The organism is Solirhodobacter olei (assembly GCF_004010155.1).
Classification (GTDB): Bacteria; Pseudomonadota; Alphaproteobacteria; order Rhodobacterales; family Rhodobacteraceae; genus Solirhodobacter; species Solirhodobacter olei.
This window is the reverse complement of record NZ_RRYH01000009.1, coordinates 14,048-36,795: the sequence shown is the minus strand read 5'-3', so window position 1 is coordinate 36,795 and position 22,748 is coordinate 14,048. Positions and strand designations below refer to the sequence as shown.

Here is a 22,748-nt window from a genome sequence, read left to right as displayed (position 1 = left end):
GGAACCGGCGCCTTACCGAATTCAGGCCCGCCGCGCCGCGCGAGGGTTCCTGCATCAGGGTTCCTGCATCGCCGAGGGGATGTGTGCCGCCTGACGTGGGCACTGCCTGCGAATTGGGCAGTTTCGATCCGCCGGCCGATCATTTTCCGAATCCGGCCCGCGCAGGGTTGACAAGGGCGTGAACCTTTTTGCCAATGGTTCGCGAACCAATTCGGAATTGATCCGGGAGCCAGCATGTCAGCGGATGCCCAGAAGGCGCTTTCCCAGCTTCGCCGTCTGATCACGTCGAACGAGATCGGCGCGGACGGCCAGCTGCCGACGGAGCGGGCGCTGGCCGAGCAGCTGGGCATCGGCCGCCGCGCGCTGCGCGCGGCGATGGAGGTGCTGGAGGAGGAGGGCCTGGTCTGGCGCCGCCAGGGCAAGGGGACCTTCATCGGCCTGCCGCCCGATCCGCATGGCCAGATCGCCGCCGATATCGTCTCTGCCGTCGATGCCGCGGCGATCATGGAGGCGCGGATCTGCATCGAGCCGGCGCTGGCCGAGCTTGCCGCCGCGCGGGCGACCGGGGAGGACGTGACCCAGATGCGCCGGCTGGTGGAGCATATCGGGCTGACGCCGTCCTCGGAGACGGCCGAGCTCTGGGACGGCGCGCTGCACCGGATGATCGCGCGGGTGGCGGGCAACGCGATCCTGCTGACCGCGTTCCAGCTGGTCGACGAGGTGCGCATCCGCGAGGACTGGCAGGCGCTGCGCGACCGGGCGCGGTCGCCGGAGTCGATGGCGCTTTCGAATGCCGAGCATGGCGCGCTGATCGACGCGATCGAGGCGGGCGACGGCGCGGCGGCGCGGGCGGCGATGGCCGCGCACCTGAGGCGGCTGGCGGGGGCGATCTACGCGCCGGCCTCGGCCCCCGGAACGGCGGCCCTCCCGGCCCGGGCCAGCACGGCGGAGGCGGTGGAATGAGCGGCGCGCTGCTGGAGGTCGACGACCTCGCGATCCGCATCCGGGGGGCGGAGAAGAACCTCGTCGACGGTGTCTCCTTCTCGGTCAACCCGGGCGAGACGCTCTGCATCGTGGGCGAATCCGGCTGCGGCAAGAGCCTGACGGCGCTGGCGCTGATGGGCCTTCTGGCCAGCCCGCCGCTTGAGATCGCGCGCGGCCGGGCGCTGTTCGAGGGGCGCGACCTCTTCGCGATGTCGCAGGCGGAGCTGTCGCAGTTCCGCGGCGACCGGATCTCCATGATCTTCCAGGAGCCGATGAGCGCGCTGAACCCGGCGATCCGGATCGGCGAGCAGATCGCCGAGGCGGTGCGCCGTCACCGCGGCCTGTCCCGCCCCGCGGCCGAGGCCCGGGCGCTGGAGATGCTGAAGAAGGTGCGCATCCCGGCGCCGGAAAAGCGCCTGCGCGAGTTCCCGCACCAGCTTTCGGGCGGGATGCGGCAGCGGGCGATGATCGCCATGGCGCTGGCCAACGACCCGGCGCTGATCGTGGCGGACGAGCCGACGACGGCGCTGGACGTGACGATCCAGGCGCAGATCCTCGACCTGATGCGCAGCCTGCGCGACGAGGCGGGCACCGCGCTGATCATGATCACCCACGACCTTGGTGTGGTGGCGGAGATGGCCGACAAGGTCGCCGTCATGTACGCCGGACGCGTGGTCGAGGCCGGGCCGATGGCCGAGGTCTTCAACGACCCGCAGCACCCCTACACGATCGGGCTGATGAGCTCGATGCCAACCTTCGGGGGCGAGAATTCGCGCCTCGTCACCATCCCGGGCATGGTGCCGCCGATCGCGGAGATGCCGCCGGGCTGCCGCTTTGCCGGGCGCTGTCCCTTCCGGGGCGCCGATTGCGCCGAGGTGCCGCCGCTCGTCCCGGTGGGCGGGCACGAGGCGGCCTGCTGGCGCGCCCCGCTGGAACGTCTGGAGGCGAGCGCATGAGCGAGGTGATCCTTGAGGCCCGCGGGCTCGAACGCCGCTTCGTCACCGCATCGCCCGTGTTCGGCGAGCCGACCGTGGTCCATGCCGTCAGCGGCGTCGACCTTGCCGTGCGGCAGGGGGAGACCTTCGCCATCGTCGGCGAGAGCGGCTGCGGCAAGTCCACACTGGCGCGCGTGCTGACGCGGCTGATCCCGGCCTCCGGCGGCAGCGTCAGCTATGCCGGGCGCGACCTTTCCGGCCTCAGGCCCGCCGAGATCCGGGCTTTGCGGCGCGAGGTGCAGTTCATTTTCCAGGATCCGTTCTCCTCGCTCAACCCGCGCATGACGGTGGGCGCGCTGATCGAGGAGCCGCTGCGCACCCACAAGATCGGCACGAAGGCCGAGCGGCGGGCCCGGGTGGCGGAGCTCTTGCAGCGGGTCGGCCTGCCGGTGCAGGCGGCGACGCGCTATCCGCACGAGTTCTCCGGCGGGCAGCGGCAGCGGATCGGCATCGCCCGGGCGCTTGCCTCCGGACCCAAGGTCGTGGTGGGGGACGAGCCGGTCTCGGCGCTCGACGTCTCGATCCAGGCGCAGGTGGTGAACCTTCTGGCGGAGCTGAAGGAAGAGCTGGGGCTGACGCTGGTCGTCATCGCCCATGACCTCGCCGTGATCCGGCACATGGCCGACCGCGTGGCGGTGATGTATCTCGGAGAGATCGTCGAACAGGCCCCGGCGCATGCGCTGTTCGCCGCGCCGCGCCATCCCTATACCGAGGCGCTGGTCTGGGCGATCCCGCTGCCCGACCCGGGCGCGCGGCGGGCGCAGTCGCGGGTGGCGGGGGAACTGCCGAACCCGACCGCGCCGCCCTCGGGCTGCCGGTTCCATCCGCGCTGCCCCTATGCCATCGCGCGCTGCTCGGCCGAGCGGCCGGTCCTTTCCGCCCCCGACGCCGAGGGCCGCCAGGTCGCCTGCCACCGCGCGGGCGAGCTGACGCTCGACGGGCTCGCTTCCGTCCAGAGCGCGCGCAGCGATGCCGCGCGCGCCCGTTTCGACCTTTACCGCCAGGCCCGCGAGGCCGAGGCCACCCCAGACTAACCGCCCGCAGAAGACGGCCATTCCAGCAAGGAGACGCACATGAAGAAGTTTTCGTACACACTCGGTCTGACGACCGCGCTGTTGGTGATGGGCCACATGGCCCATGCCGCCGACCTGCGCATCGGGCTTCAGGACGATGCCGACACGCTCGACCCCGACCAGTCGCGCACCTTCGTCGGCCGGATCGTCTATGCCTCGATGTGCGACAAGCTCGTCGACATCACGCCGGAGCTGAAGATCATTCCGGCGCTCGCGACCGGCTGGAAATGGTCGGACGACGGCAAGACGCTCAGCATGGAACTGCGCAAGGGCGTGACCTTCCAGGACGGCGAGAAGTTCGACGCCGAGGCGGTGAAGTACAACATCGAGCGCAGCCAGACCCTGCCCGAGAGCCGCCGCAAGTCGGAGGTGAAGTCGATCGCCTCGGTCGAGGTCACCGGGCCCTATAGCGTGGCCTTCCACCTGAAGGGGCCGGATGCGACGCTGCTGGCCCAGCTCGCCGACCGGGCGGGCATGATGGTGGCCCCCGATGTCGCCAAGAAGGAAGGCGCGAAGTTCGGGCTGAACCCGGTCTGCGTCGGCCCCTACAAGTTCAAGCTCCGCGTGCCGCAGGACAAGATCGTCCTGGTCAAGGATCCGAACTACTACGACGCGAAGGACTACCATTTCGACAGCGTCACCTTCATGCCGATCCCGGATACCACCGTGCGCCTCGCGAACCTGCGCGCAGGCGATCTGGACCTGATCGAGCGTGTTGCCGCGACCGATATCAGCTCGGCCAAGGCGGATCCGAAGCTGCGCGTGGCCTCGGCCACCTCGCTGGGCTACCAGGGGGTGACGTTCAACGTTGGCAACGGTCCGCAGAGCAAGAACCCGTTCGGCCAGGATGCGCGGCTGCGCGAGGCCTTCTCGCTGGCGCTTGACCGCAGCGCGATCAACAACGTGGTCTTCAATGGAACCTTCGCGCCGGGCAACCAGCCCTTCCCGCCGACCTCCAAATGGTTCGACAAGGACTTCCCGGTGCCGGCGCGCGATGTCGCCAAGGCCAAGGAACTGCTGAAGCAAGCCGGTGACGTGCATCCGGAGCTGACGGTGCAGGTGACCAACAACCCGGTGCAGATGCAGCTGATGCAGGTGATCCAGTCGATGGAGGCCGATGCAGGCATCAAGGTCAAGATCGTCGCCAAGGAATTCGCGACGCTGCTGAAGGACCAGACCACCGGCAACTTCCAGGCGAGCCAGATCGGCTGGTCCGGACGGGTCGACCCGGATGGCAACCTCTACGGCTTCGTCGTCACCGGCGCCGGGCTGAACGATGGCCATTACTCGAACCCGAAGGTGGATGCGCTGATGAACAAGGCGCGGACCTCGACCGACGACGCGGTGCGCAAGGCCTCCTATGACGCGGCGCAGGCGATCCTGCTGAAGGACCTGCCGATCGTCTACCTCTACCACCCGGTGTGGTTCTGGGCGATGTCGAAGAAGCTGGAGGGCTTCACGCCCTATGCCGACGGCATGATCCGCCTCAAGGGCGTCAAGTTCGCGGGCTGACGCCGCGATCCCGGCCCGGTGGCGGCACGCCCGCCGCCGGGCCTTCTCTGCAAGACACTCACGGGGCGCCCCATGCTCGGCTTCATCCTCCGCCGTCTCCTGATCGCCGTGCCGACGATCCTGATGATCTCGATGTTCGTCTTCGGGATGCAGAAGCTGCTGCCGGGCGATCCGGTGCTGGCCATGGCGGGCGAGGAGCGCGACCCCGCGACGCTGACCTTCCTGCGCCAGAAATACCACCTGAACGACCCGATCCCGGTGCAATACGCGCATTGGCTGCTCGACGCGGCGCAGGGCGATCTTGGCATCTCGCTGCGCAACAACCAGCCGGTGGCGCAGCTGATCGAGGAGAAGCTGCCGGTCACCATCCAGCTGTCGATCATGGCGCTGATCGTGGCGCTGGTGATCGGGATCCCGACGGGGGTGCTGTCGGCCTATCGACGAAACACCTGGGTCGACTGGATATCGAACGTCTTCGCCCTCTCGGGCCTCTCGATCCCGAATTTCTGGCTGGGGATCATGCTGATCCTGCTGGTCTCCGTCCGGCTCGGCTGGCTGCCGGCCTCGGGCTATGTCTCGCCCTGGGTCGATCCGCTGAAGTCGATCGAGACCATGCTGATGCCGGCCTTCGTGCTGGGGACCTCCATCTCCGCCTCGCTGATGCGGCACACGCGCTCGGCCATGCTCGGGGTGCTGAAATCCGACTATGTCCGCACGGCCCGCGCCAAGGGCCTGCCGGAGAAGACCGTGCTGGTGAAGCACGCGTTGAGAAACGCGATGGTGCCGGTGGTGACGGTCACGACGCTGCTGTTCGGCGAGCTGCTGGGCGGCGCGGTGCTGACCGAGCAGATCTTCACCATCCCGGGCTTCGGCAAGCTCGTCGTCGATGCGGTCTTCTCGCGTGACTACGCCGTGGTGCAGGGGATCGTCCTTTGCACCGCCGTCGCCTTCATCGGCATGAACCTTCTGGCAGACATCGCCTATCGCCTGCTGAACCCGCGCATGAGGAACCAATGAGCGCCGCCGCGACCGACATCGCCACGCTGCCGAAGCGTGAAAACCGAGCCTGGAAGAAGCTCAGGGCCAATCCGGCGGCCCTGTTCGGCTTCGTGCTGGTGGCCTTCTTCATCATCATCGCCGTCGCCGCGCCGATCCTGCCCATCGACTCTCCGATCAAGACCAGCTGGTCGGCGATCCGCAAGGCGCCCTCGGCCGCGCACTGGCTGGGGACCGACGACATCGGGCGGGATATCCTGTCGCGGATGATCTGGGGCGCGCGGGCCTCGCTTCTGGCCGGCGTGATCTCGGTCGCCATCGCGGTGGCGCTGGGCGTGCCCTTGGGCGTCGCCGCGGGCTACCTGCGCGGCTGGACCGATGCCGCGATCAGCCGGATGACCGAGGCGCTTCTGGCCGCGCCTTTCCTGATCCTCGCCATCGCGCTGGCGGCCTTTCTGGGTCCGTCGCTGTCGAACGCGATGATCGCCATCGGGCTGTCGGCCATGCCGGTCTTCATCCGCCTTGCCCGCGCCCAGACAATGGACGTGCTGACCGAGGATTACGTCGAAAGCGCCCATGCGGTGGGTGTCGGCCCCGGGGCGCTGGTCTGGCGCTACATCCTGCCCAACATCTTCCCGCCGATCCTGGTGCAGGCGACGCTGACCATCGCAACCGCGATCATCGCCGAGGCGTCGCTGAGCTTCCTCGGCCTTGGCCAGCAGCCGCCGGCGCCCTCCTGGGGCTCGATGCTGAACGTGGCCAAGAATTTTCTCGACCAGGCGCCCTGGATGGCGCTCTGGCCTGGGCTCGCGATCTTCCTCGTCGTGCTCGGCTTCAACCTCGTCGGTGACGGTCTGCGCGATGCGCTCGACCCGCGCGACATCTGACCTCTCCGTTTCAAGGGCCTGATCCATGAGCTTCACCACCCGTCCCGAAATCCTCGGCACCTTCGGCGTCGCCACCTCGACACACTGGATTGCCTCCGCCGCCGGCATGCGGATGCTGGAAATGGGCGGCAATGCCTTCGACGCCGCCGTGGCGATGGCCTTCGTGCTGCATGTCGTGGAGCCGCATCTGAACGGCCCGCTGGGCGACCTGCCGGCGATCATCTGGCCGGCGGGGGACGAGAAGCCCACCGTGATCTGCGGCCAGGGCACCGCGCCCGCCGGCGCCACCATCGCGCATTACCGCGCCGAGGGGCTGGACATGATCCCGGGCTCCGGCCTGCTGGCCACCGTCATCCCCGGCGCCTTCGACGGCTGGATGCTGATGCTGCGCGACCATGGCACGATGCGCCTGCGCGCGGTGCTGGAGCCGGCGATCCACTACGCCCGCTCCGGCCACCCGGTGCTGCCGCGAGTCGCCAACACCATCGCCGGCCTCGCGCAGTTCTTCCGCGACGAATGGCCGACCTCGGCCGCGACCTGGATGCCCGGCGGCGCGGCGCCCGAGGCCCACAGCCTGTTCCGCAACACCGACCTTGCCGACACCTGGGACCGGCTTCTGTCCGAAGCCGAGACCCGGGGGTCGCGCGAGGCGCAGATCGATGCGGCGCGCACGGCTTTCTACAAGGGCTTCGTCGCCGAGGCGATCGACGGCTGGATGCGCGAGGCCTGCGTCATGGATGCCGCGGGCGGGCGCCGCAAGGGCGTGCTGACGGGCGAAGACATGGCCGGCTGGCAGGCGAGCTACGAGGCGCCTGTATCCGTCGACTACAACGGCTGGGAGGTGTTCAAGCCCGGCTTCTGGGCGCAGAGCCCGTCTTTCCTGCAGTCTCTCCGGACGCTCGAGGGCACCTCGGTCGCGGATATGGATCCGAACAGCGCCGATTTCGTCCATACCGTCACCGAGGCGATGAAGCTGTCCTTCGCGGACCGCGACACCTATTACGGCGACCCGGACTACACCGAGATCCCGGGCGATGTCCTCCTGTCGCGCGACTATGCGAAGACCCGCAGCCCGCTGATCGGGCCCGAGGCGTCGCTGACCCAGCGGCCGGGTGAGATCCCGGGCTACGAGGCCTGGGTGAAGGCGGCCATCGCGCGGTCCGTCGCGGAAGCCGCGGATGCCGGCGTCGGCGCGGGCGAGCCGACCATGGCGCATCTGACCGAGAAGCACCCGACCGAGAAGCGCGGCGATACCGTCCATATCGACGTGGTCGACCGCTGGGGGAACCTCGTCTCCGCCACGCCCTCGGGCGGGTGGCTGCAAAGCTCGCCTGTGGTGCCGGGGCTGGGGATGCCGCTCAACTCGCGCGCGCAGATGTTCTGGCTGCAGGAGGGGCTGCCGACCTCGCTGATCCCCGGCGCGCGGCCGCGCACCACGCTTTCGCCCTCGATGGCCGCGCGGCCCGGCGGGGCTCGGCTGGCCTTCGGCACGCCCGGCGGCGACCAGCAGGACCAGTGGCAGCTGATCTTCTTCCTGCGGCTGGCCCATTCCGCGGCGAACCTGCAGGAGGCGATCGACGCGCCGCTGTTCCACACCGCGAGCTTCCAGGCCTCGTTCTACCCGCGCGCGTTCCAGCCCGGCCACCTGATGATCGAGCCCTCGATCGGCGAGGCGGTGATCGCCGATCTGCGCGCCCGCGGCCACCGGGTGGAGGTCGCAGAGCCCTGGACCGTCGGGCGGCTGACCGCGGCGCAGCGTGACGCCTCCGGCCTGATGCGCGCGGCGGCGACGCCGCGGCTGATGCAGGCCTATGCTGTGGGCCGCTGACATGGCGGCGGGGATCGGCCCTTCGGACGTGGCGGCGGCGGAGCGTCTGGCCGGCGTCGCCTATTCCGACGCCGAGCGGGCGCTGATCGCCGAGACGGTGGAGCAGCAGATCCTGCTTGCCGCCGCCCGCCGCAAGATCACCTTCCGCAACGACGAACCGATGGCGATGCGCTTCGACCCGCGTCTGCCGGGCTTTGCCATGCCCGAGCCGGGCACGCTCGCCTTTTCCGCCGAAGATCCCGGCCCGCTGCCGCAGGACGCGGAGGAGATCGCCTTCGCCCCGCTGCCGAAGCTGTCTGCCTGGATCGCCTCCGGCGCGCTGACCAGCCGCGCGCTGACCGAGATCTATCTGGCCCGGATCGAGGCGCTGAACTGCAAGTTTCTCTGCTACGCCGCCGTCGTGCCGGAGCGCGCGCGGGCGGAGGCCGACCGCGCCGACGCGCTGATGGCCGCGGGCACCCGTCTCGGGCCGCTCCACGGCATCCCCTATGCGGTAAAGGACCTGTTCGACACCGCCGGCATCCCCACCGCCTGGGGCGCGGAGCCCTTCGAGGGCCGCATCCCCGAGGCGGATGCCGCCATCGTCGAACGGCTCCGCGCCGCGGGCGCGGTGCTTCTGGGAAAGGCGAGCGTGGGGGCGCTGGCGCTCGGCGATGTCTGGTACTGGGGGATGACGCGCAACCCGTGGAACCTCAACGAGGGGTCGGGCGGCTCCTCGGCGGGCTCGGCCTCGGCCACCGCCGCCGGGCTTTGCGGCTTCGCGATCGGGACGGAGACGCTGGGTTCCATCACCAACCCCTCCGAACGCTGCGGCACGACGGGGCTGCGCCCGACCTTCGGGCGGGTGCCGCGGCGGGGCGGCATGGTGCTTTGCCCCTCGCTCGACAAGATCGGGCCGATCTGCCGCGGGGTCGAGGACACCGCCATGGTCCTTTCGGTGCTGAACGGCGCGGAGCCGGGCGACCGCGACGGGATCGACGCGCCCTTCGGCTTCGACGCCGGGGCGGGGATCGGGGGGCTTCGGCTCGGCTATCTGCCCGAGGCCTTCGGCGAGGGCGCGCTGCCCGAGGATCACGCCGCGCTGGAGGCGGCGCGCGGGCTGGGGATCGAGCTGGTCGAGGTCTCGCTGCCGGATCTGCCCTACCGCGCGCTGATGGACATCCTGCACGCCGAATCCGCCGCGATCTTCGAGGAGCTGACGCTCTCGGGCGCGGACGACAGCCTGACGCGGCAGGACGCCGGGGCTTGGCCCAACCGCTTCCGCCTTTCCCGGTTCCTCTCGGCGGTGGATCATGTGCAGCTCGACCGGCTGCGCTACCGGGTGATGGCCGCGCTCGACGCGGTGTTCTCTGACGTCGACGCGATGATCGGGCCGTTCAACACCGGGCCGATGCTGGTCGCCTCGAACTTCACCGGCCATCCCTGTCTGCACCTGAGGTCCAGCTTCATGACCTCGGGCACCCGCGCGCGCGGCCTTCTTGGCGCTCAGGCGCCCATGGTCGCGCCGGGGCAGCCGTTCCGGGTGCCGCATGGCATCTCTCTCTGGGGGCGGCTCTATGACGAGGGCACGATCCTGCGGCTCGGCCTGGCGCTGGAACGCGCCTTCGGGGTCGCTTCGGAAAGGCCCGGCTTCGCGGAGTAAAGCCGGGCTGACGGGGGGCCGGGGCAGGGGACGCTCTGCTCCGGCCCGCCGTCGCTTTTCCTCCCCCAGGCCCCCCCTGCGCGCGCCCCTTGCACCTTTGGCGCGGCACGGCTATTCCCGGCCCCTCCCCGATCCTGAGAGACGAGGCCCGCGATGCCTGCCGACACGCTTGCCGTCGACTTCGGCACCTCCAACTCCGCCGCGGCGATTGTCGAGGGCGGCGCGCTTCGCCGCATCCCGATCGAGGACGGCACCGACACGCTGCCCACGGCGGTCTTCTTTCCCGGGGACGGCGGTGCGATGCGGATCGGCGCGGCGGCGACCGAGGCGCTGATCGCGGGCGAGGAGGGGCGCTACATGCGGGCGCTGAAAAGCGTGCTCGGCACCGGGCTGTTCCACGAACAGCGCCTGATCGCGGGCAGGCGACGGACGCTCTCCGACATCGTCACGGCCTTTCTTGTCGCGGTGAAGACCCGGGCCGAGGCCGCGACGGGGCGGCGGTTCGAGCGGGTCCTCTCTGGCCGGCCGGTGAACTTCCACACCGCCGACCCCGCCCGCAACGCACGGGCCGAGGCCGACCTCGCCGCCTGCTACCGCGCCGCCGGGTTTACCGAGGTCGCCTTCATGCTGGAGCCGGAGGCGGCGGCGGTGGCGAGCCACGGCCTCGGCCGCGCCGGGGGCGTCGGGCTGATCGTCGATATCGGCGGGGGTACCTCGGACTTTTCCCTGTTCCGGACCGAGGCCGGCCGGGTCCGCATCCTAGCCAGCCACGGCATCCGCCTTGGCGGCACGGATTTCGACCATGCGATCTCGCTCGCCCATGTCATGCCGCTGCTGGGCCACGGCGGCAGCCTTCGGCGCGAGATGGGACCGGGCCTGCTGCCGGTGCCGAACGCGATCTACGTCGACCTCGCCACCTGGGCGAAGATCCCCTTCCTCTACGCCCCCGAGACGCGCCGCACGGCCGCGCAGATGGCCGCGCTGGCGGTGGACCCGCGGGCGATGGGCCGCCTTGTGCGGGTGCTGGAGGAGGAACTGGGCCACGACCTCGCCTTCGCCGTCGAGCGCGGCAAGATCGCCGCCAACTCGGGCGAGGCGGCACGGATCGCCATGGGGCCGGTCGAGCCGGGGCTGGCGGCGCCGGTGACGGCGGCCTCGATGGAGGCGGCGCTGGAGGGCTACCGCCCCAAGCTGCGCGAGGCGGCCCAGGATTGCCTTGCCGCGGCGGAGGTTGCGGCGGAGGAGGTGGCGAGCGTCATCCTCGTCGGCGGCTCCAGCCTGATGGCGCTGGTCTCGGACGAGATGGCGGCGCTCTGCCCCGGGGCGGAGATGCGCTATTCGGAAGCCTTCACGGCGGTCGTCGACGGGCTGGCGCTGGTCGCGGCGGCCTGAGGGGGGCTGCCGCGCGCGGGGCCTTGACGGCGCCCGCCCGGGGCCGCATGGCCCTAGGGCAGGGCGGCGCGGGAGAGCATCATGGACTACGGCCATTCGCTTCTGGGGGAGTTCCACCTCGACCCCGCGATCCGGCATCTCAACCACGGCTCCTTCGGCGCGGTGCCGAAGAGCGTGCTGGCCGCCGCGCAGGGCTACCAGATCGAGGCCGAGCGCCGCGCCTCCACCTTCTTCCGCGAGGCGTACCACCGGCTGCTGGGCGAGCGGCTGGCGCTGGTCGCGCGCTGCTACGGCGGTGCCGCGGAGGACTGGGCCTTCGTCGAGAATGCGACGGCGGCCAGCAACGCGGTGTTCCTGTCGGAGCGTCTGGGGCCGGGGGACGAGGTGCTCTTCACCTCGGCGATCTACGGCGCGGTCAGAAAGGCCGTGGTCCACTGGCTCGGCGGACGCGGGGTCAAGGTCACCGAGCTGCCGCTGGCGCTGCCGGTGGAGGACCCCTCGCAAGTGGTCGCACTGGTCGCCGCGGCGCTCAGGCCGCAGGTCAAGCTGCTGGTGATCGATCATATCACCTCGACCTCCGCGCTGGAGCTGCCGGTGGCGGAGATCGCCGCGCTCTGCCGGGCGAACGGCACTCGGGTCTTCGTCGATGGGGCGCATGCGCCGGGGCAGATCGCGCTCGACGTGCCGGCGCTGGGGGCGGATTACTACACCGGCAATGCGCATAAATGGCAGTTCGCGCCGAAGGGCTGCGGGGTGCTGTGGGTGCGGCCGGGGCTCGGCGGCGAGGTGCATCCGACGACAATCTCGCATGGCTACGGCACCGGGCTTCAGGGCGAGTTCAACTGGATCGGCACCCGCGACGCCAGCGCCTGGTTCGCCTTCGCCGAGGCGGTGGAGGCGCATGCCCGGCTCGGCGGGGCGGAGGCGATGGCGCGCAACCGGGCACTGGCGGCGGAGGCGGGGGCGATGATCGCCGAGGCCTTCGGCACGCCGATCTCCGGCCCGCCCGGGATGCGCGCGGCGATGGCGACGGTGCTGCTGCCGCTTGGCGCCGGGGCGGAGAGCGAGCGCTACCACCGCGAGATCAGCGCGCGCTACGGGATGGAGGCCTGCCTGATGCCCTGGGGCGAGCGGCTGGCGGTGCGGATCTCGGCGCAGGTCTATAACGAGATGGAAGACTACGAGGCGCTGGTGGCGGCGCTGAGGGATTATTTCGAATATAATTGAGCGGGTCAGGTTGTCGGTGGTGCGCAATGAATGCGCACCCTACGCTCTTCTTCAGCGCCCACCCTCGGACGGGCGCTGGCCCTTCTCTGCGCGCGCTTGATCGCGCCGCTTGCAAGAATTGAACTGATGTTCAATTATCTTCGCAGACCCCGGAACGGACTCACCCCCGAGCGCGCCGCCGGGGCCGCCAGGGAGGATGACATGACCACGCCTGCGAAAGGGGAGGCGCCTTATGGCATCGCCCCGCGCCGCGGCCTCGCCCATGTGGCGGGTGCCACCGACACGCCGCTGATCGAGGAGACGATCCCCGCGCTCCTCGCCGCCACCGCCGCCCGCTTTCCCGACCGCGAGGCCGCCGTCTTCACGGCCGAGGGCATCCGCTGGAGCTGGGCTGAATTCGCCGCCCGCGTCGACGGGCTCGCCGCGGGGCTTCTCGCCCTCGGTCTTGCCCATGGCGACCGGCTGGGAATCTGGGCGCCGAACCGCTCCGAATGGCTGCTGGTGCAATTCGCGACGGCGCGGATCGGGGTGATCCTCGTCAATATCAACCCGGCCTACCGGCTGCACGAGCTCGACTACGCGCTTCGCAAGACCGGCTGTCGCGCGCTGATGCTCGCCGAGGCGTTCAAGACCTCCGACTACATCGGCATGATCAACCGCCTCGCGCCGGAGCTGGCCACGGCGCGGCCGGGCCATCTCGCCTGTCCGGGCCTGCCGGACCTGCGCCTCGTCATCACGCTGGGCGAGACCGCGCACCCCGGCTGCCACCGCTTCGCCGATGTCATGGCCCTGGGGGCGGAGACGGGAACCGAGGCGCTCGACGCGATCACCGCCACGCTTCGGGCGGACGAGCCGATCAACATCCAGTTCACCTCGGGCACCACCGGATCGCCCAAGGGCGCGACGCTGACCCATCGCAACATCGTCAACAACGCCCATTTCGTCACCGCCGCAATGGACGCGACCGAGGCGGACCGGATCTGCATCCCGGTTCCGTTCTACCATTGCTTCGGCATGGTGATGGGCACGCTGGGCTGCGCGACCAAGGGGGCCACAATCGTGGTGCCGGGCGAGGGGTTCGACGCGGCCGCCACGCTTTCCTGCGTTGCCGGGGAGCGCTGCACCGCGCTTTACGGGGTGCCGACGATGTTCGTCGCCATGCTGGAGCATCCGGGCTTCGCGACCCACGACCTTTCCTGCCTGCGCACTGGCATCATGGCCGGCGCGCCCTGCCCGATCGAGGTGATGAAGCAGGTGCAGTCGAAGATGCACATGTCCGAGGTAACGATCGCCTATGGCATGACCGAGACGAGCCCGGTCTCCTTCCAGTCCGGCACCGACACGCCGCTGGAAAAGCGCGTGGCCTCGGTCGGCCGCATCCAGCCGCACCTGGAGGTGAAGATCATCCGCGAGGACGGCTCCACCGCCAATGTGGGCGAGCAGGGTCAGCTGCTGACCCGCGGCTATTCGGTGATGTGCGGTTACTGGGCGGATCCCGAGCGCACCGCCGAGGCGGTCGATGCCGAGGGCTGGATGCACACCGGCGACCTGGCCGTGATCGATGCCGAGGGCTATTGCAACATCACCGGCCGGGTGAAGGACATGATCCTGCGGGGCGGCGAGAACGTCTATCCGCGCGAGGTGGAGGAGTTCCTCTACACCCATCCCGAGGTCAGCCAGGTCCAGGTCTTCGGCATCCCCGACCACAAGTTCGGAGAGATCGTCGTCGCCTGGATCGTTCCCCGCCCGGGCACCAGCCCGACGGAGGAGGGGATCCGCTCCTTCTGCCGCGACCAGATCGCCTATTTCAAGGTGCCGCAGCTGGTGCGCTTCAAGGACAGCCTGCCGATGACCGTCACCGGCAAACCGCAGAAATTCATCATGCGCGAGGCGATGATCGAGGAGCTGGGGCTGACGGTCGAGCAGACCGCCTGAGGGGGCACCGCACGCGGCACCCGGCCCGAAACAGCGGGCGAAGCCCGCCGGGCCAGCGCCCGACCGCCCGGACGGGCGGGCGCTCCGTCACCCGCGCGGCGGGGAATGGCGGAGGGGGAGCTTCGCCGTAAACGGACGAACCGGGGGCGTGGTCTGCGCCCACCCGCGGTCGGGCGCTGGCCCTCTGCCGCGCGTGGGCCGGGGTCAGCCGGCCTGGACGCTCCGCCTGGCCTCGCGGTATTCCCTGACGACCATGTCCGTCAGTTCCTCCACCGAGGTCTCTGAGGTCTTCTTGTCGAAGACGATCCTGCCGCCCTCGACCAGGTTCACCCGGTCGCAGACGTCGAAGATCTGGGCATAGTTGTGGGCGATGATGATGATCCCCATCTCGCCCTCGTCCTTCAGCCGCTGGATCACGTCGAGGATCAGCGCGCTTTCCTTCGCCCCCATCGCCGCCGTCGGCTCGTCGAGCAGAAGAAGCCGCGCCTTCTGATAGACCGAGCGCGCCACCGCGATCCCCTGCCGCTGCCCGCCGGAGAGCTTGGCCACCGGCACGTCGACCGAGGGGATGCGCACGCCCATCCGGTCGAGCTGCTCGATCGCCGCCGCGCGCATCTTCTTGTCGTCGAGGATGCCGAGGAAGCGCCCCTTCACCGGCTCGCGCTGCAGGAACATGTTGCGGTAGACGTTCAGCTCGTTGATCAGCGCGAGGTCCTGGTAGACCGCCTCGATCCCCAGGCTCCGCGCGTGGGAGACCGAGCTCAGCTCCACCGGCTTGCCGTCGAAATGCAGCTGGCCCGAGCTTGGCTTCACGAAGCCGGTGAAGATCTTCATAAGCGTCGACTTGCCGGCGCCGTTGTCGCCCAGAAGGCCCAGGACCTCGCCCCGGTCGATGCGCAGGTTGATGTCGGTCAGCGCCGTCACCTGGCCGTAGTTCTTGGCGATATGCTCGGCCCGCAGGAGTTCCCTGCCCGTGCTTGCGTCGGCCATCAGCCCTCTCCCTGGTCGCGCCAGATGCTCAGGCGGACGTTGATTGCCATCGTCACGAGGATCGCGGCGCCGAGGATCATGTCGAAGGTGTAGGCGCTGACGCCGAGCAGCGTGAAGCCGTCCTTCAGGATCCCCAGCACGGCCGCGCCCAGAAGCGCACCGATCACCGTGCCGGAGCCGCCGGTCAGAAGCGTCCCCCCGATCACCGCCGCCGCCATGGCCGCAAACATGATGTCGTTGCCCCCGGCGAGCGGGTCGATTGAGCCGATGCGGAAGGCGTCGAGCACGCCCGCGAAGCCGCCGAGCGCGGCGCAGAGCACGAAGTTTCCGGTCTTGATCAGCCGCACCTTGATGCCGACCTCGGCCGCCCCCACCGGGTTGCCGCCGGTGCCGATCGTGTGCAGGCCCCAGCGCGTCTTGTTCAGCACGAACTGCAGGACCAGCGCCAGCAGCACGGCCCAGCCGAGCTCTGCCAGCGGGCTGGCCCCGAAGAGGCTGGTGAAGGTGCCGCTTGCCGTCGGCTGCACCGGGAAACCGCCGGAGATCGTCAGCGTCAGCCCGTTGACGAGGAAGAGCGTCCCCAGCGTGGTCACGAAGGCGGGAAGCCCGAGGACCGTGGTGACCACGCCGTTGACGAGGCCCACGGCCCCCGCCGCCAGCAGGCCTACGATGACGGCAAGGCCCACCGGCAGCCCGGCGCCTGCGGCGAAGAACATCACGAAGGGCGTCAGCGCGTAGACCATGCCCACCGAGAGGTCGAGCTCGCCCGAGACCAGCACGAAGACCTCGCCTGCGGCGATGATCGCGGTGGTGGCGGAGAACTGGACCAGGTTGGCGAGGTTGTCGGTCGACAGAAAGGCCGAATTGGAAAACTGGAAATAGAGGACGAGCAGCACCCCGGCGAGGAAGATGCTCACCTCGCGCTGGCGCAACGCCAGTCGCGCCAGGCGGCGCCAGGCCGGTGAGGCCTGGCGCGTGGCGTCGGGGCCCTCCCCGGGCGTCGCGCCGGGGGAGGACCGTGTGTCGAGGCTCTGGCTCATGCCTTGCGATCAGCCCGCGATCGGCCCGGAATGGGGCAGCAGCTTCTCGGCCCGGGCATTGCCCTCGTAGCGGCTCTTGGTCTGCAGGTAGGGCCCGACATTGCCCTGGGTCACGAACTTCAGGCCGGTGTTGATCTCCGACGGGCCGGTCAGGCCGCCCGACATCTTCCACAGCGCCATCTCCATCACCGTGTAGAAGCCCTGCAGGTAGGGCTGCTGGTCGATGGTGAAATCGAGGTTGCCGGCCTTGATCTCGTCAAGCGTCTTCGGCAGCAGGTCGAAGCCGCCGGCGCGGACGCCCTTGGCGTGGAGCCCGTATTTCGCCATCGTCTCGGCCACCGCCATGGTGGAGCCGGCATCGACGGCGAACATGCCTTTCAGGGTCTTGTGGCCGGTGTAGTAGGAATCGACCCGGCTCACCTCTTCGTTCACCGTCGGGCCGGTCGCGATCTGCTCGAAGTTGATCTTCTTGCCGGATTTCTTGATCGCCGCCACCGCGCCGTCGAGCCGCGGCTGGATGTTCAGCTGGCCGGGCGTGGCGATGAAGCCCACCACGTCGCCGCTGTCGACGAGGCTGACGATCCGTTCGCCCAGCGCGACGCCGGCCTGGTAGAGGTCCTGGCCGATATAGGCGAGGCGGTCGTTGCCGGCGGCATCGGCGTTGTAGGAGAAGACCGGGATGCCGGCCTTCAGCGCCTTGTCGGTCGGCGCGTTGAAGGCGGTCCTGTCGACGAGGCAGACGGCGATGCCGTCGGCGCGCCCGGCGATCGCGGTGTTCATCGCGTTCACCATTTCGGAGGCGATCGACTTCTGCGAGCCGGTCCACTGATAGGTGCAGCCCAGCAGCGCGCAGGCATCCTGGATGCCGTATTGCGTCGGCACGAAGAACGGGTTCGTGGTGACGTGGTTCACGAAGACGAACTTCCATTTCTTGTGCTTGGGGAAGTTCCCGTCGCCGCCATCGGCCGCCAGCGCCGGGGTGGCGCCGAGCGTGGCGAGCGTCGCCAGGGCGCCCGCGCCCAGCGCGCCGTTCAGAAGCGCGCGGCGCGAGGCCTTGATTGCGCGGTCCTTGTCCTCGTCGGGATGTTCGAAGCTCATGGTGTCCTCCTCACTTGCTACCGGGATGGTCCTTTGCCCAAGGGGCAGGCAGGCCGGGCGCGAAAGCCCCCGGCCCGCCCCGATGGGCGGGATGTGGATCGGCGCTCTGGTCCGATGTCCTCCCCCGTCTCCTCCGCCGGGTGGAGGGTCCCCGCGCGGGCGGGCCGGACCTGTCTCCCGGCCGCCACCGCGCGGGGCACCCTGCCGGGCCCCGACCTCGGCCGCGATGTTAGCACCCATCGGCCACGACCATAGACCCGCGGTAGCTGAGGAGCGCGAATGTGATGCAATGTGAAGGAGAGCGCCGCCCGCCCCACCGCGCGCCCGCCGCGCCGCCACCGCACCGCCGGCGGGGCGGACGGCGGCACTTTCGGGGCTGCCCACGCCGAATCGCGGGCCCACCGCCGCGGGGCGGATGCAGGCAGCGAAGCCAAGCCAGGAGAGCCGCCGGAGGGGCGAAACCGGGGCTGTCGGGCGCAGGATCAGGCGGGGAAAAGATGGTGCTGCAAGAGAGGATTGAACTCTCGACCTCTCCCTTACCAAGGGAGTGCTCTACCACTGAGCTACTGCAGCGCCGTTGCGAGCGGCTGATTAGACGGAACGGCGGCGGGACGCAAGCGCATTATGGACCCGGTCGGGCCCTTCGGATAGGAAGGGCCATGGACCGCAAGAATTCGTCGCCGCCACAACGACCGGGCGGGCCTGACAGCCGCGAAGACCGGCTGAAGGCCGCATTGAAGGCCAATATCGCCCGGCGCAAGGCACAGGCACGGCTGCGACAGGCGGGTGAGGCCGACAAGAAGACCGGCGAGACCGAGGATTGAGGGCAAAGGCATGGATTCCATTCTGGTGCGCGGCAATGGGCCGCTGAACGGCAGTATCCACATCGCAGGTGCGAAGAACGCCTGTCTGGCGCTGATGCCGGCGACGCTGCTCTCGGACGAACCGCTGACGCTGACAAATGCGCCGCGCCTCTCCGACATCCGCACGATGGCGCTGCTGCTGCAGTCCCTCGGCGCCGAGGTGACCAGCCTGCAGGAGGGCAAGGTGCTGGCGATGTCCTCGCATGACCTCACCAGCCACACTGCGGATTACGACATCGTCCGCAAGATGCGCGCCTCGTTCCTCGTCCTCGGGCCGCTTCTGGCGCGGGCGGGGGAGGCCTCGGTCTCGCTGCCCGGCGGCTGCGCCATTGGCGCGCGGCCGGTGGACCTGCACCTGAAGGCAATGGAGGCGCTGGGCGCCGATCTGGAACTGCGCGACGGCTATGTCCATGCCAAGGCCCAGGGCGGGCTGAAGGGCGCGGTGATCGACTTCCCGATGGTCTCGGTCGGCGCGACCGAGAACGCGCTGATGGCGGCGACGCTCGCCAAGGGCACCACCGAGATCCGCAACGCCGCGCGCGAGCCGGAGATCGTCGACCTCGCCCGCTGCCTGCGCGCCATGGGTGCGCGGATCGAGGGCGAGGGCTCCGCCACCATCACCATCGAGGGGGTGGACCGGCTGGGCGGCACCACGCATCCGGTCGTCACCGACCGGATCGAGCTTGGCACCTACATGCTGGCGCCGGCGATCTGTGGCGGCCAGGTCGAATGCCTCGGCGGCCGGATCGAGCTGGTCGGCGCCTTCTGCGAGAAGCTCGACGCCGCCGGCATCTCGGTCGAGGAGACCGAGCGCGGGCTGAAGGTCGCGCGCAAGAACGGCCGCGTCGGCGCCGTCGACGTGAAGACCGAACCCTTCCCGGGCTTTCCGACCGATCTTCAGGCGCAGATGATGGCGCTTCTCTGCACCGCCGAGGGCAGCTCGGTGCTGGAGGAGCGGATCTTCGAGAACCGCTTCATGCATGCGCCCGAACTGACCCGGATGGGCGCTAATATCGAGGTCCACGGCGGCCACGCCACCGTCCACGGGGTGGAGAAGCTGCGCGGCGCGCGGGTGATGGCGACCGACCTGCGCGCCTCGGTCTCGCTGATCCTCGCGGCGCTGGCGGCCGAGGGCGAGACCGTCGTCAGCCGCGTCTACCATCTTGACCGCGGCTACGAGCGTGTGGAAGAAAAACTCGGCGCCTGCGGCGCCCTCATCGAAAGGATCAGCGGCGGATGAGCGACGCGCGATTCGAGGATGCTGGCGAAGGCCCGCTCTACCTCGCGGCGGAGACGGACGAGGATCTGAAGATCATCGCGTCGCTGACCCAGGACGCGGTCTTCCCGATCACCGAGATGAGCTGGCAGCCCGGCCGACGCCGCTTCGCGCTGCTTCTCAACCGCTTCCGCTGGGAGGACAAGGCCGCAGCCGAGAAGGCCGGGCGGCCCTATGAACGGGTGCGCGCGCTTCTGGTCGTCGACGGCGTGCTGAAGGTGCAAAGCCAGGGCATCGACCGGACGGACAAGGACATCGTGCTCTCGCTCCTCGATATCGGCTTCGCGCCGGGCGATGACGGCGCGGGCCGAGTGACGCTGACGCTGGCCGGCGACGGGGCGGTGGCGCTCGACGTCGAGGCGCTGGAGGTCACGTTGAAGGACGTGACCCGTCCCTATGCCGCGCCTTCCCACCGGGCGCCCGGCCACCCGGAATAGCGGCCCTTCCTGCACGCGGAGCCATCCGTGCCCGACGGACGGCGGCCGCGCGCCGCGGCCAGGAATGCCTGCGGACGGCGTGGTGGCGGAAACATCACGCGCGACGCCAAATTCGCCGTCTTCGGGCCTGCCATCATTCCGGCATAATTCGTCCCCAGTTCCGCCCCGAGTGCAGGCGCATAACCATAGCTGCCGTAGGGTCAGGGGAAGCCACCCGAAACCTGTGATCGGCAGTCACATATGGTATGGCCGTCCCCCGGCCCGAGTGTCATATCATGCTGCATTGCCAAGATGCGCAGATCCCGTGCAGGGCCGATGCCCTGGGCGCCAAAGTCCGTAAATTCTCCACCGATGAAAGCGGCTCGCTGGTCGTCTTCGGCCTGATGATGTTCGTCATCATGCTGATCGTCGGCGGCCTCGCCGTCGACGTGATGAACTTCGAGGCCCGCCGCCTCCGGGTGCAGGACACGCTCGACACCTCGGTGCTGGCGGCTGCCAACCTCAACCAGTCGCTCTCGCCCAGCTCGGTGGTGAGCGACTATTTCCAGATCGCGGGGCTTTCCAGCTCGCTCGGCACGATCACCGCCGACAAGACCCAGACCTCGAGCATCGTCACCGCCGCCGCCAATGTAGACGTGCCCACGCTGTTCATGCGGATGCTGGGGTTCCCCGCGCTGAAGACGCCGGCCGCCGCCACCGCGCAGGAGACGATCGGCTCGGTCGAGATCTCGCTGGTGCTCGATAACTCCGGCTCCATGGCGCAGAACAGCAAGATCCAGAACCTGCGCATCGCCGCGCAGCAGTTCGTCAACCAGATGTTCAGCACGGTAGATCCGGGCAAGCTGACGATCTCGCTGATCGGCTATTCGGCGCAGTCGAACATCGGGCCGGCGATGATGGCCCAGCTCAACGCCACGAGCCAGCAGACCACGGCGAGCTGCATCGATTTCACGACCGCCGATTTCCTGTCGACGACGCTGCCCTCCGGCACGCTGAACCGCACCAGCCAGTTCGACCCCTGGGACGGGAGCTCCTACCTGCCGAACGCGAACGGCTCGTCCGAATATTACCACACCTGCCCGACGGATACCGTCAGCTACCGGCGCGACCTGTTCTTCCAGACCGACCAGAACACGCTCGACACTGCCATCAACGCGATGCAGGCGACCGACAACACCTCGATCGACCTCGGGGTGAAATGGGGCGCCGTCGCGCTCGACCCCTCGATGCAGCCGGTCGTGTCGAACCTGATCTCCAGCGGCTACACCACCTCCGCCGCCACAGGCCGCCCGGCCGCCTACAGCGACCATGACACCGCCAAGGTGATGGTGGTGATGACCGACGGCGAGAACACCGCGCGCCCGACGATCAACGCGCCCTACATCACCGGCAATTCGCTGCTGTGGTACAACGCCTCCACCAATTCCTACTCGCTCTATGACGCGAACATGGGCGCGACGCCCTACTGGTCCTCCTACGAGAACGCATGGCTGGCCGAGCCTTACGGCAACAACCCGGCGTCGGGCTGCACCACCACCACGAAGCACGGCCGGACCACGACGAAATGCGCCTATCCCGCTGACGCGGGCTATCCGAACGGCGCCACGAACTGGACCTGGCCGCAGGTCTGGAACGTCTTCCCGGTGCAGACCTTCCTCGATGCCATCGTCGCCAGGGCCTATGGCTACTCGACCTATGCCTATTCCAACGCCGACACGACGATGAGCTACTGGGACAGCTCGATGAACGCCTGGCTGAACGCGATCGAGACCCAGCAGACCGAGGAGCAGATGGATGCGAACCTGCACAACATCTGCGCCGCGGCGAAGGCCAAGGGCATCATCGTCTACTCGATCGGGTTCATGACCACCTCGCATGGCGCCTCGGTGCTGACCGACTGCGCCACCGCGCCGAGCTACTACTTCAACGTCACCTCCAGCCCGAACATCGCGGATGCCTTCTCGGCCATCGCGACCAACATCAATCAGCTGAGGCTGACGCTGTGATCGGCCCGCGGCGGGTCGCCCGCGCCCTGCGCTGTTCCCTCGGCCGCCCCCTGCGGGCGTTCCGGCGGGCGGAGGCGGGCACCGCTTCGGTGGAATTCGTGGTGGTCTTCCCGATCATCATGCTGAGCTTCTTCATGGCCATCGAGACGGCGACCTACGCGCTGCGCATGTCGATGCTGGAGCGCGCGCTCAACATCACCACGCGCGAGCTGCGGCTGGGCCAGATGACGGACCCGACCAGCGCCAAGATCGCGCAGTCGATCTGCAGCCGCGCGTCGGGCTTCATAGCCGATTGCAACAACGTGGTGATGGTCGAGCTGCAGGACGTCTCCACCTCGGGCTGGACGCCGCTTGCCCCCGCAGCCACCTGCGTCAACCGCGACGCCAAGGTCCAGCCGGTGACGACGGTGAACCAGGGGTCGGGCAACGACATGATGATCATCCGCGCCTGCGCCATCATTCAGCCGATGTTCCCCTGGGTGGGCGTCGGTCTCGCCCTGCCGAAGGACAGCAAGGGCGGCTACGACATCGTCGCCACCTCGGCCTTCGTGAACGAACCGGATTGAG

Annotated in this window: 19 protein-coding genes and 1 tRNA gene; 16 read left to right on the top strand and 4 right to left on the bottom strand. The window is 69.2% G+C overall.

Annotated features, from left to right (window positions below):
* The first annotated feature begins 234 nt into the window (after positions 1–234).
* The 11 genes from EIP85_RS08095 to EIP85_RS08045 all read left to right on the top strand — a co-directional run bounded on the left by EIP85_RS08095 (position 235) and on the right by EIP85_RS08045 (position 14,471).
* Positions 235–963 carry a FadR/GntR family transcriptional regulator gene (locus EIP85_RS08095; RefSeq protein WP_127901672.1) on the top strand — a complete coding sequence of 243 codons (729 nt, stop codon included), beginning with the start codon at positions 235–237 and terminating at the stop codon, positions 961–963.
* Positions 960–1,940, top strand: a complete 981-nt coding sequence (locus tag EIP85_RS08090; protein ID WP_127901671.1) for an ABC transporter ATP-binding protein — start codon at positions 960–962, stop codon at positions 1,938–1,940. The genes EIP85_RS08095 and EIP85_RS08090 overlap by 4 nt, the downstream gene beginning before the upstream one ends.
* A complete protein-coding gene (locus EIP85_RS08085; protein ID WP_127901670.1) occupies positions 1,937–3,013 on the top strand; it encodes an ABC transporter ATP-binding protein in 1,077 nt (358 codons plus the stop codon). Before EIP85_RS08090 ends, EIP85_RS08085 begins: the two co-directional genes overlap by 4 nt.
* A gap of 39 nt (positions 3,014–3,052) precedes the next feature.
* On the top strand, positions 3,053–4,564 hold the full coding sequence (locus tag EIP85_RS08080; protein WP_241559924.1) for an ABC transporter substrate-binding protein: 1,512 nt from the start codon (positions 3,053–3,055) through the stop codon (positions 4,562–4,564).
* 72 nt (positions 4,565–4,636) lie between these two features.
* Positions 4,637–5,581, top strand: a complete 945-nt coding sequence (locus tag EIP85_RS08075; RefSeq protein WP_127901669.1) for an ABC transporter permease — start codon at positions 4,637–4,639, stop codon at positions 5,579–5,581.
* Positions 5,578–6,447, top strand: a complete 870-nt coding sequence (locus EIP85_RS08070) for an ABC transporter permease (RefSeq protein ID WP_127901668.1) — start codon at positions 5,578–5,580, stop codon at positions 6,445–6,447. Before EIP85_RS08075 ends, EIP85_RS08070 begins: the two co-directional genes overlap by 4 nt.
* Positions 6,448–6,472: 25 nt before the next feature.
* Positions 6,473–8,275: a gamma-glutamyltransferase family protein gene (locus tag EIP85_RS08065; protein ID WP_127901667.1), complete on the top strand. Its 1,803-nt coding sequence runs from the start codon at positions 6,473–6,475 to the stop codon at positions 8,273–8,275.
* Positions 8,259–9,917 (top strand): amidase, encoded by a 1,659-nt coding sequence (locus tag EIP85_RS08060; protein WP_241559923.1) that lies wholly within the window; start codon positions 8,259–8,261, stop codon positions 9,915–9,917. Before EIP85_RS08065 ends, EIP85_RS08060 begins: the two co-directional genes overlap by 17 nt.
* A gap of 153 nt (positions 9,918–10,070) precedes the next feature.
* Positions 10,071–11,309: an Hsp70 family protein gene (locus EIP85_RS08055; protein ID WP_127901666.1), complete on the top strand. Its 1,239-nt coding sequence runs from the start codon at positions 10,071–10,073 to the stop codon at positions 11,307–11,309.
* A gap of 81 nt (positions 11,310–11,390) precedes the next feature.
* Positions 11,391–12,536 (top strand): aminotransferase class V-fold PLP-dependent enzyme, encoded by a 1,146-nt coding sequence (locus tag EIP85_RS08050; RefSeq protein ID WP_127901665.1) that lies wholly within the window; start codon positions 11,391–11,393, stop codon positions 12,534–12,536.
* A gap of 201 nt (positions 12,537–12,737) precedes the next feature.
* The gene (locus EIP85_RS08045; RefSeq protein ID WP_127901664.1) at positions 12,738–14,471 is read left to right on the top strand and encodes an AMP-binding protein; all 1,734 of its coding nucleotides are present in this window, start codon (positions 12,738–12,740) and stop codon (positions 14,469–14,471) included.
* 204 nt (positions 14,472–14,675) lie between these two features.
* Here EIP85_RS08045 and EIP85_RS08040 read toward each other — a convergent pair whose 3' ends face one another.
* From EIP85_RS08040 to EIP85_RS08025, 4 genes are all read right to left on the bottom strand, one after another.
* Entirely contained in the window at positions 14,676–15,461 is a 786-nt protein-coding gene (locus EIP85_RS08040) for an ATP-binding cassette domain-containing protein (RefSeq protein ID WP_127901663.1), read from the bottom strand.
* Complete coding sequence (locus EIP85_RS08035) at positions 15,461–16,501, bottom strand: ABC transporter permease (protein WP_127901662.1); 1,041 nt, start codon at positions 16,499–16,501, stop codon at positions 15,461–15,463. Before EIP85_RS08035 ends, EIP85_RS08040 begins: the two co-directional genes overlap by 1 nt.
* A gap of 9 nt (positions 16,502–16,510) precedes the next feature.
* On the bottom strand, positions 16,511–17,599 hold the full coding sequence (locus tag EIP85_RS08030; RefSeq protein ID WP_127901661.1) for a sugar ABC transporter substrate-binding protein: 1,089 nt from the start codon (positions 17,597–17,599) through the stop codon (positions 16,511–16,513).
* Between the two features lie 498 nt (positions 17,600–18,097).
* Positions 18,098–18,172: transfer RNA gene (locus EIP85_RS08025), tRNA-Thr, on the bottom strand.
* Positions 18,173–18,258: 86 nt separating this feature from the next.
* Here EIP85_RS08025 and EIP85_RS22755 point away from each other — a divergent pair.
* The 5 genes from EIP85_RS22755 (at position 18,259) to EIP85_RS08005 (ending at position 22,747) form a co-directional block, all read left to right on the top strand.
* Positions 18,259–18,423, top strand: coding sequence for a hypothetical protein (locus tag EIP85_RS22755; protein WP_164871674.1), 165 nt, complete (start codon positions 18,259–18,261; stop codon positions 18,421–18,423).
* 10 nt (positions 18,424–18,433) lie between these two features.
* Positions 18,434–19,702: a UDP-N-acetylglucosamine 1-carboxyvinyltransferase gene (murA, locus tag EIP85_RS08020; RefSeq protein WP_127901660.1), complete on the top strand. Its 1,269-nt coding sequence runs from the start codon at positions 18,434–18,436 to the stop codon at positions 19,700–19,702.
* Positions 19,699–20,175 carry a DUF2948 family protein gene (locus EIP85_RS08015; protein WP_127901659.1) on the top strand — a complete coding sequence of 159 codons (477 nt, stop codon included), beginning with the start codon at positions 19,699–19,701 and terminating at the stop codon, positions 20,173–20,175. The genes murA and EIP85_RS08015 overlap by 4 nt, the downstream gene beginning before the upstream one ends.
* Positions 20,176–20,450: 275 nt before the next feature.
* Positions 20,451–22,181, top strand: a complete 1,731-nt coding sequence (locus EIP85_RS08010; protein ID WP_164871673.1) for a pilus assembly protein TadG-related protein — start codon at positions 20,451–20,453, stop codon at positions 22,179–22,181.
* Entirely contained in the window at positions 22,178–22,747 is a 570-nt protein-coding gene (locus tag EIP85_RS08005; protein WP_127901657.1) for a TadE/TadG family type IV pilus assembly protein, read from the top strand. The genes EIP85_RS08010 and EIP85_RS08005 overlap by 4 nt, the downstream gene beginning before the upstream one ends.
* Position 22,748: the final 1 nt, after the last annotated feature.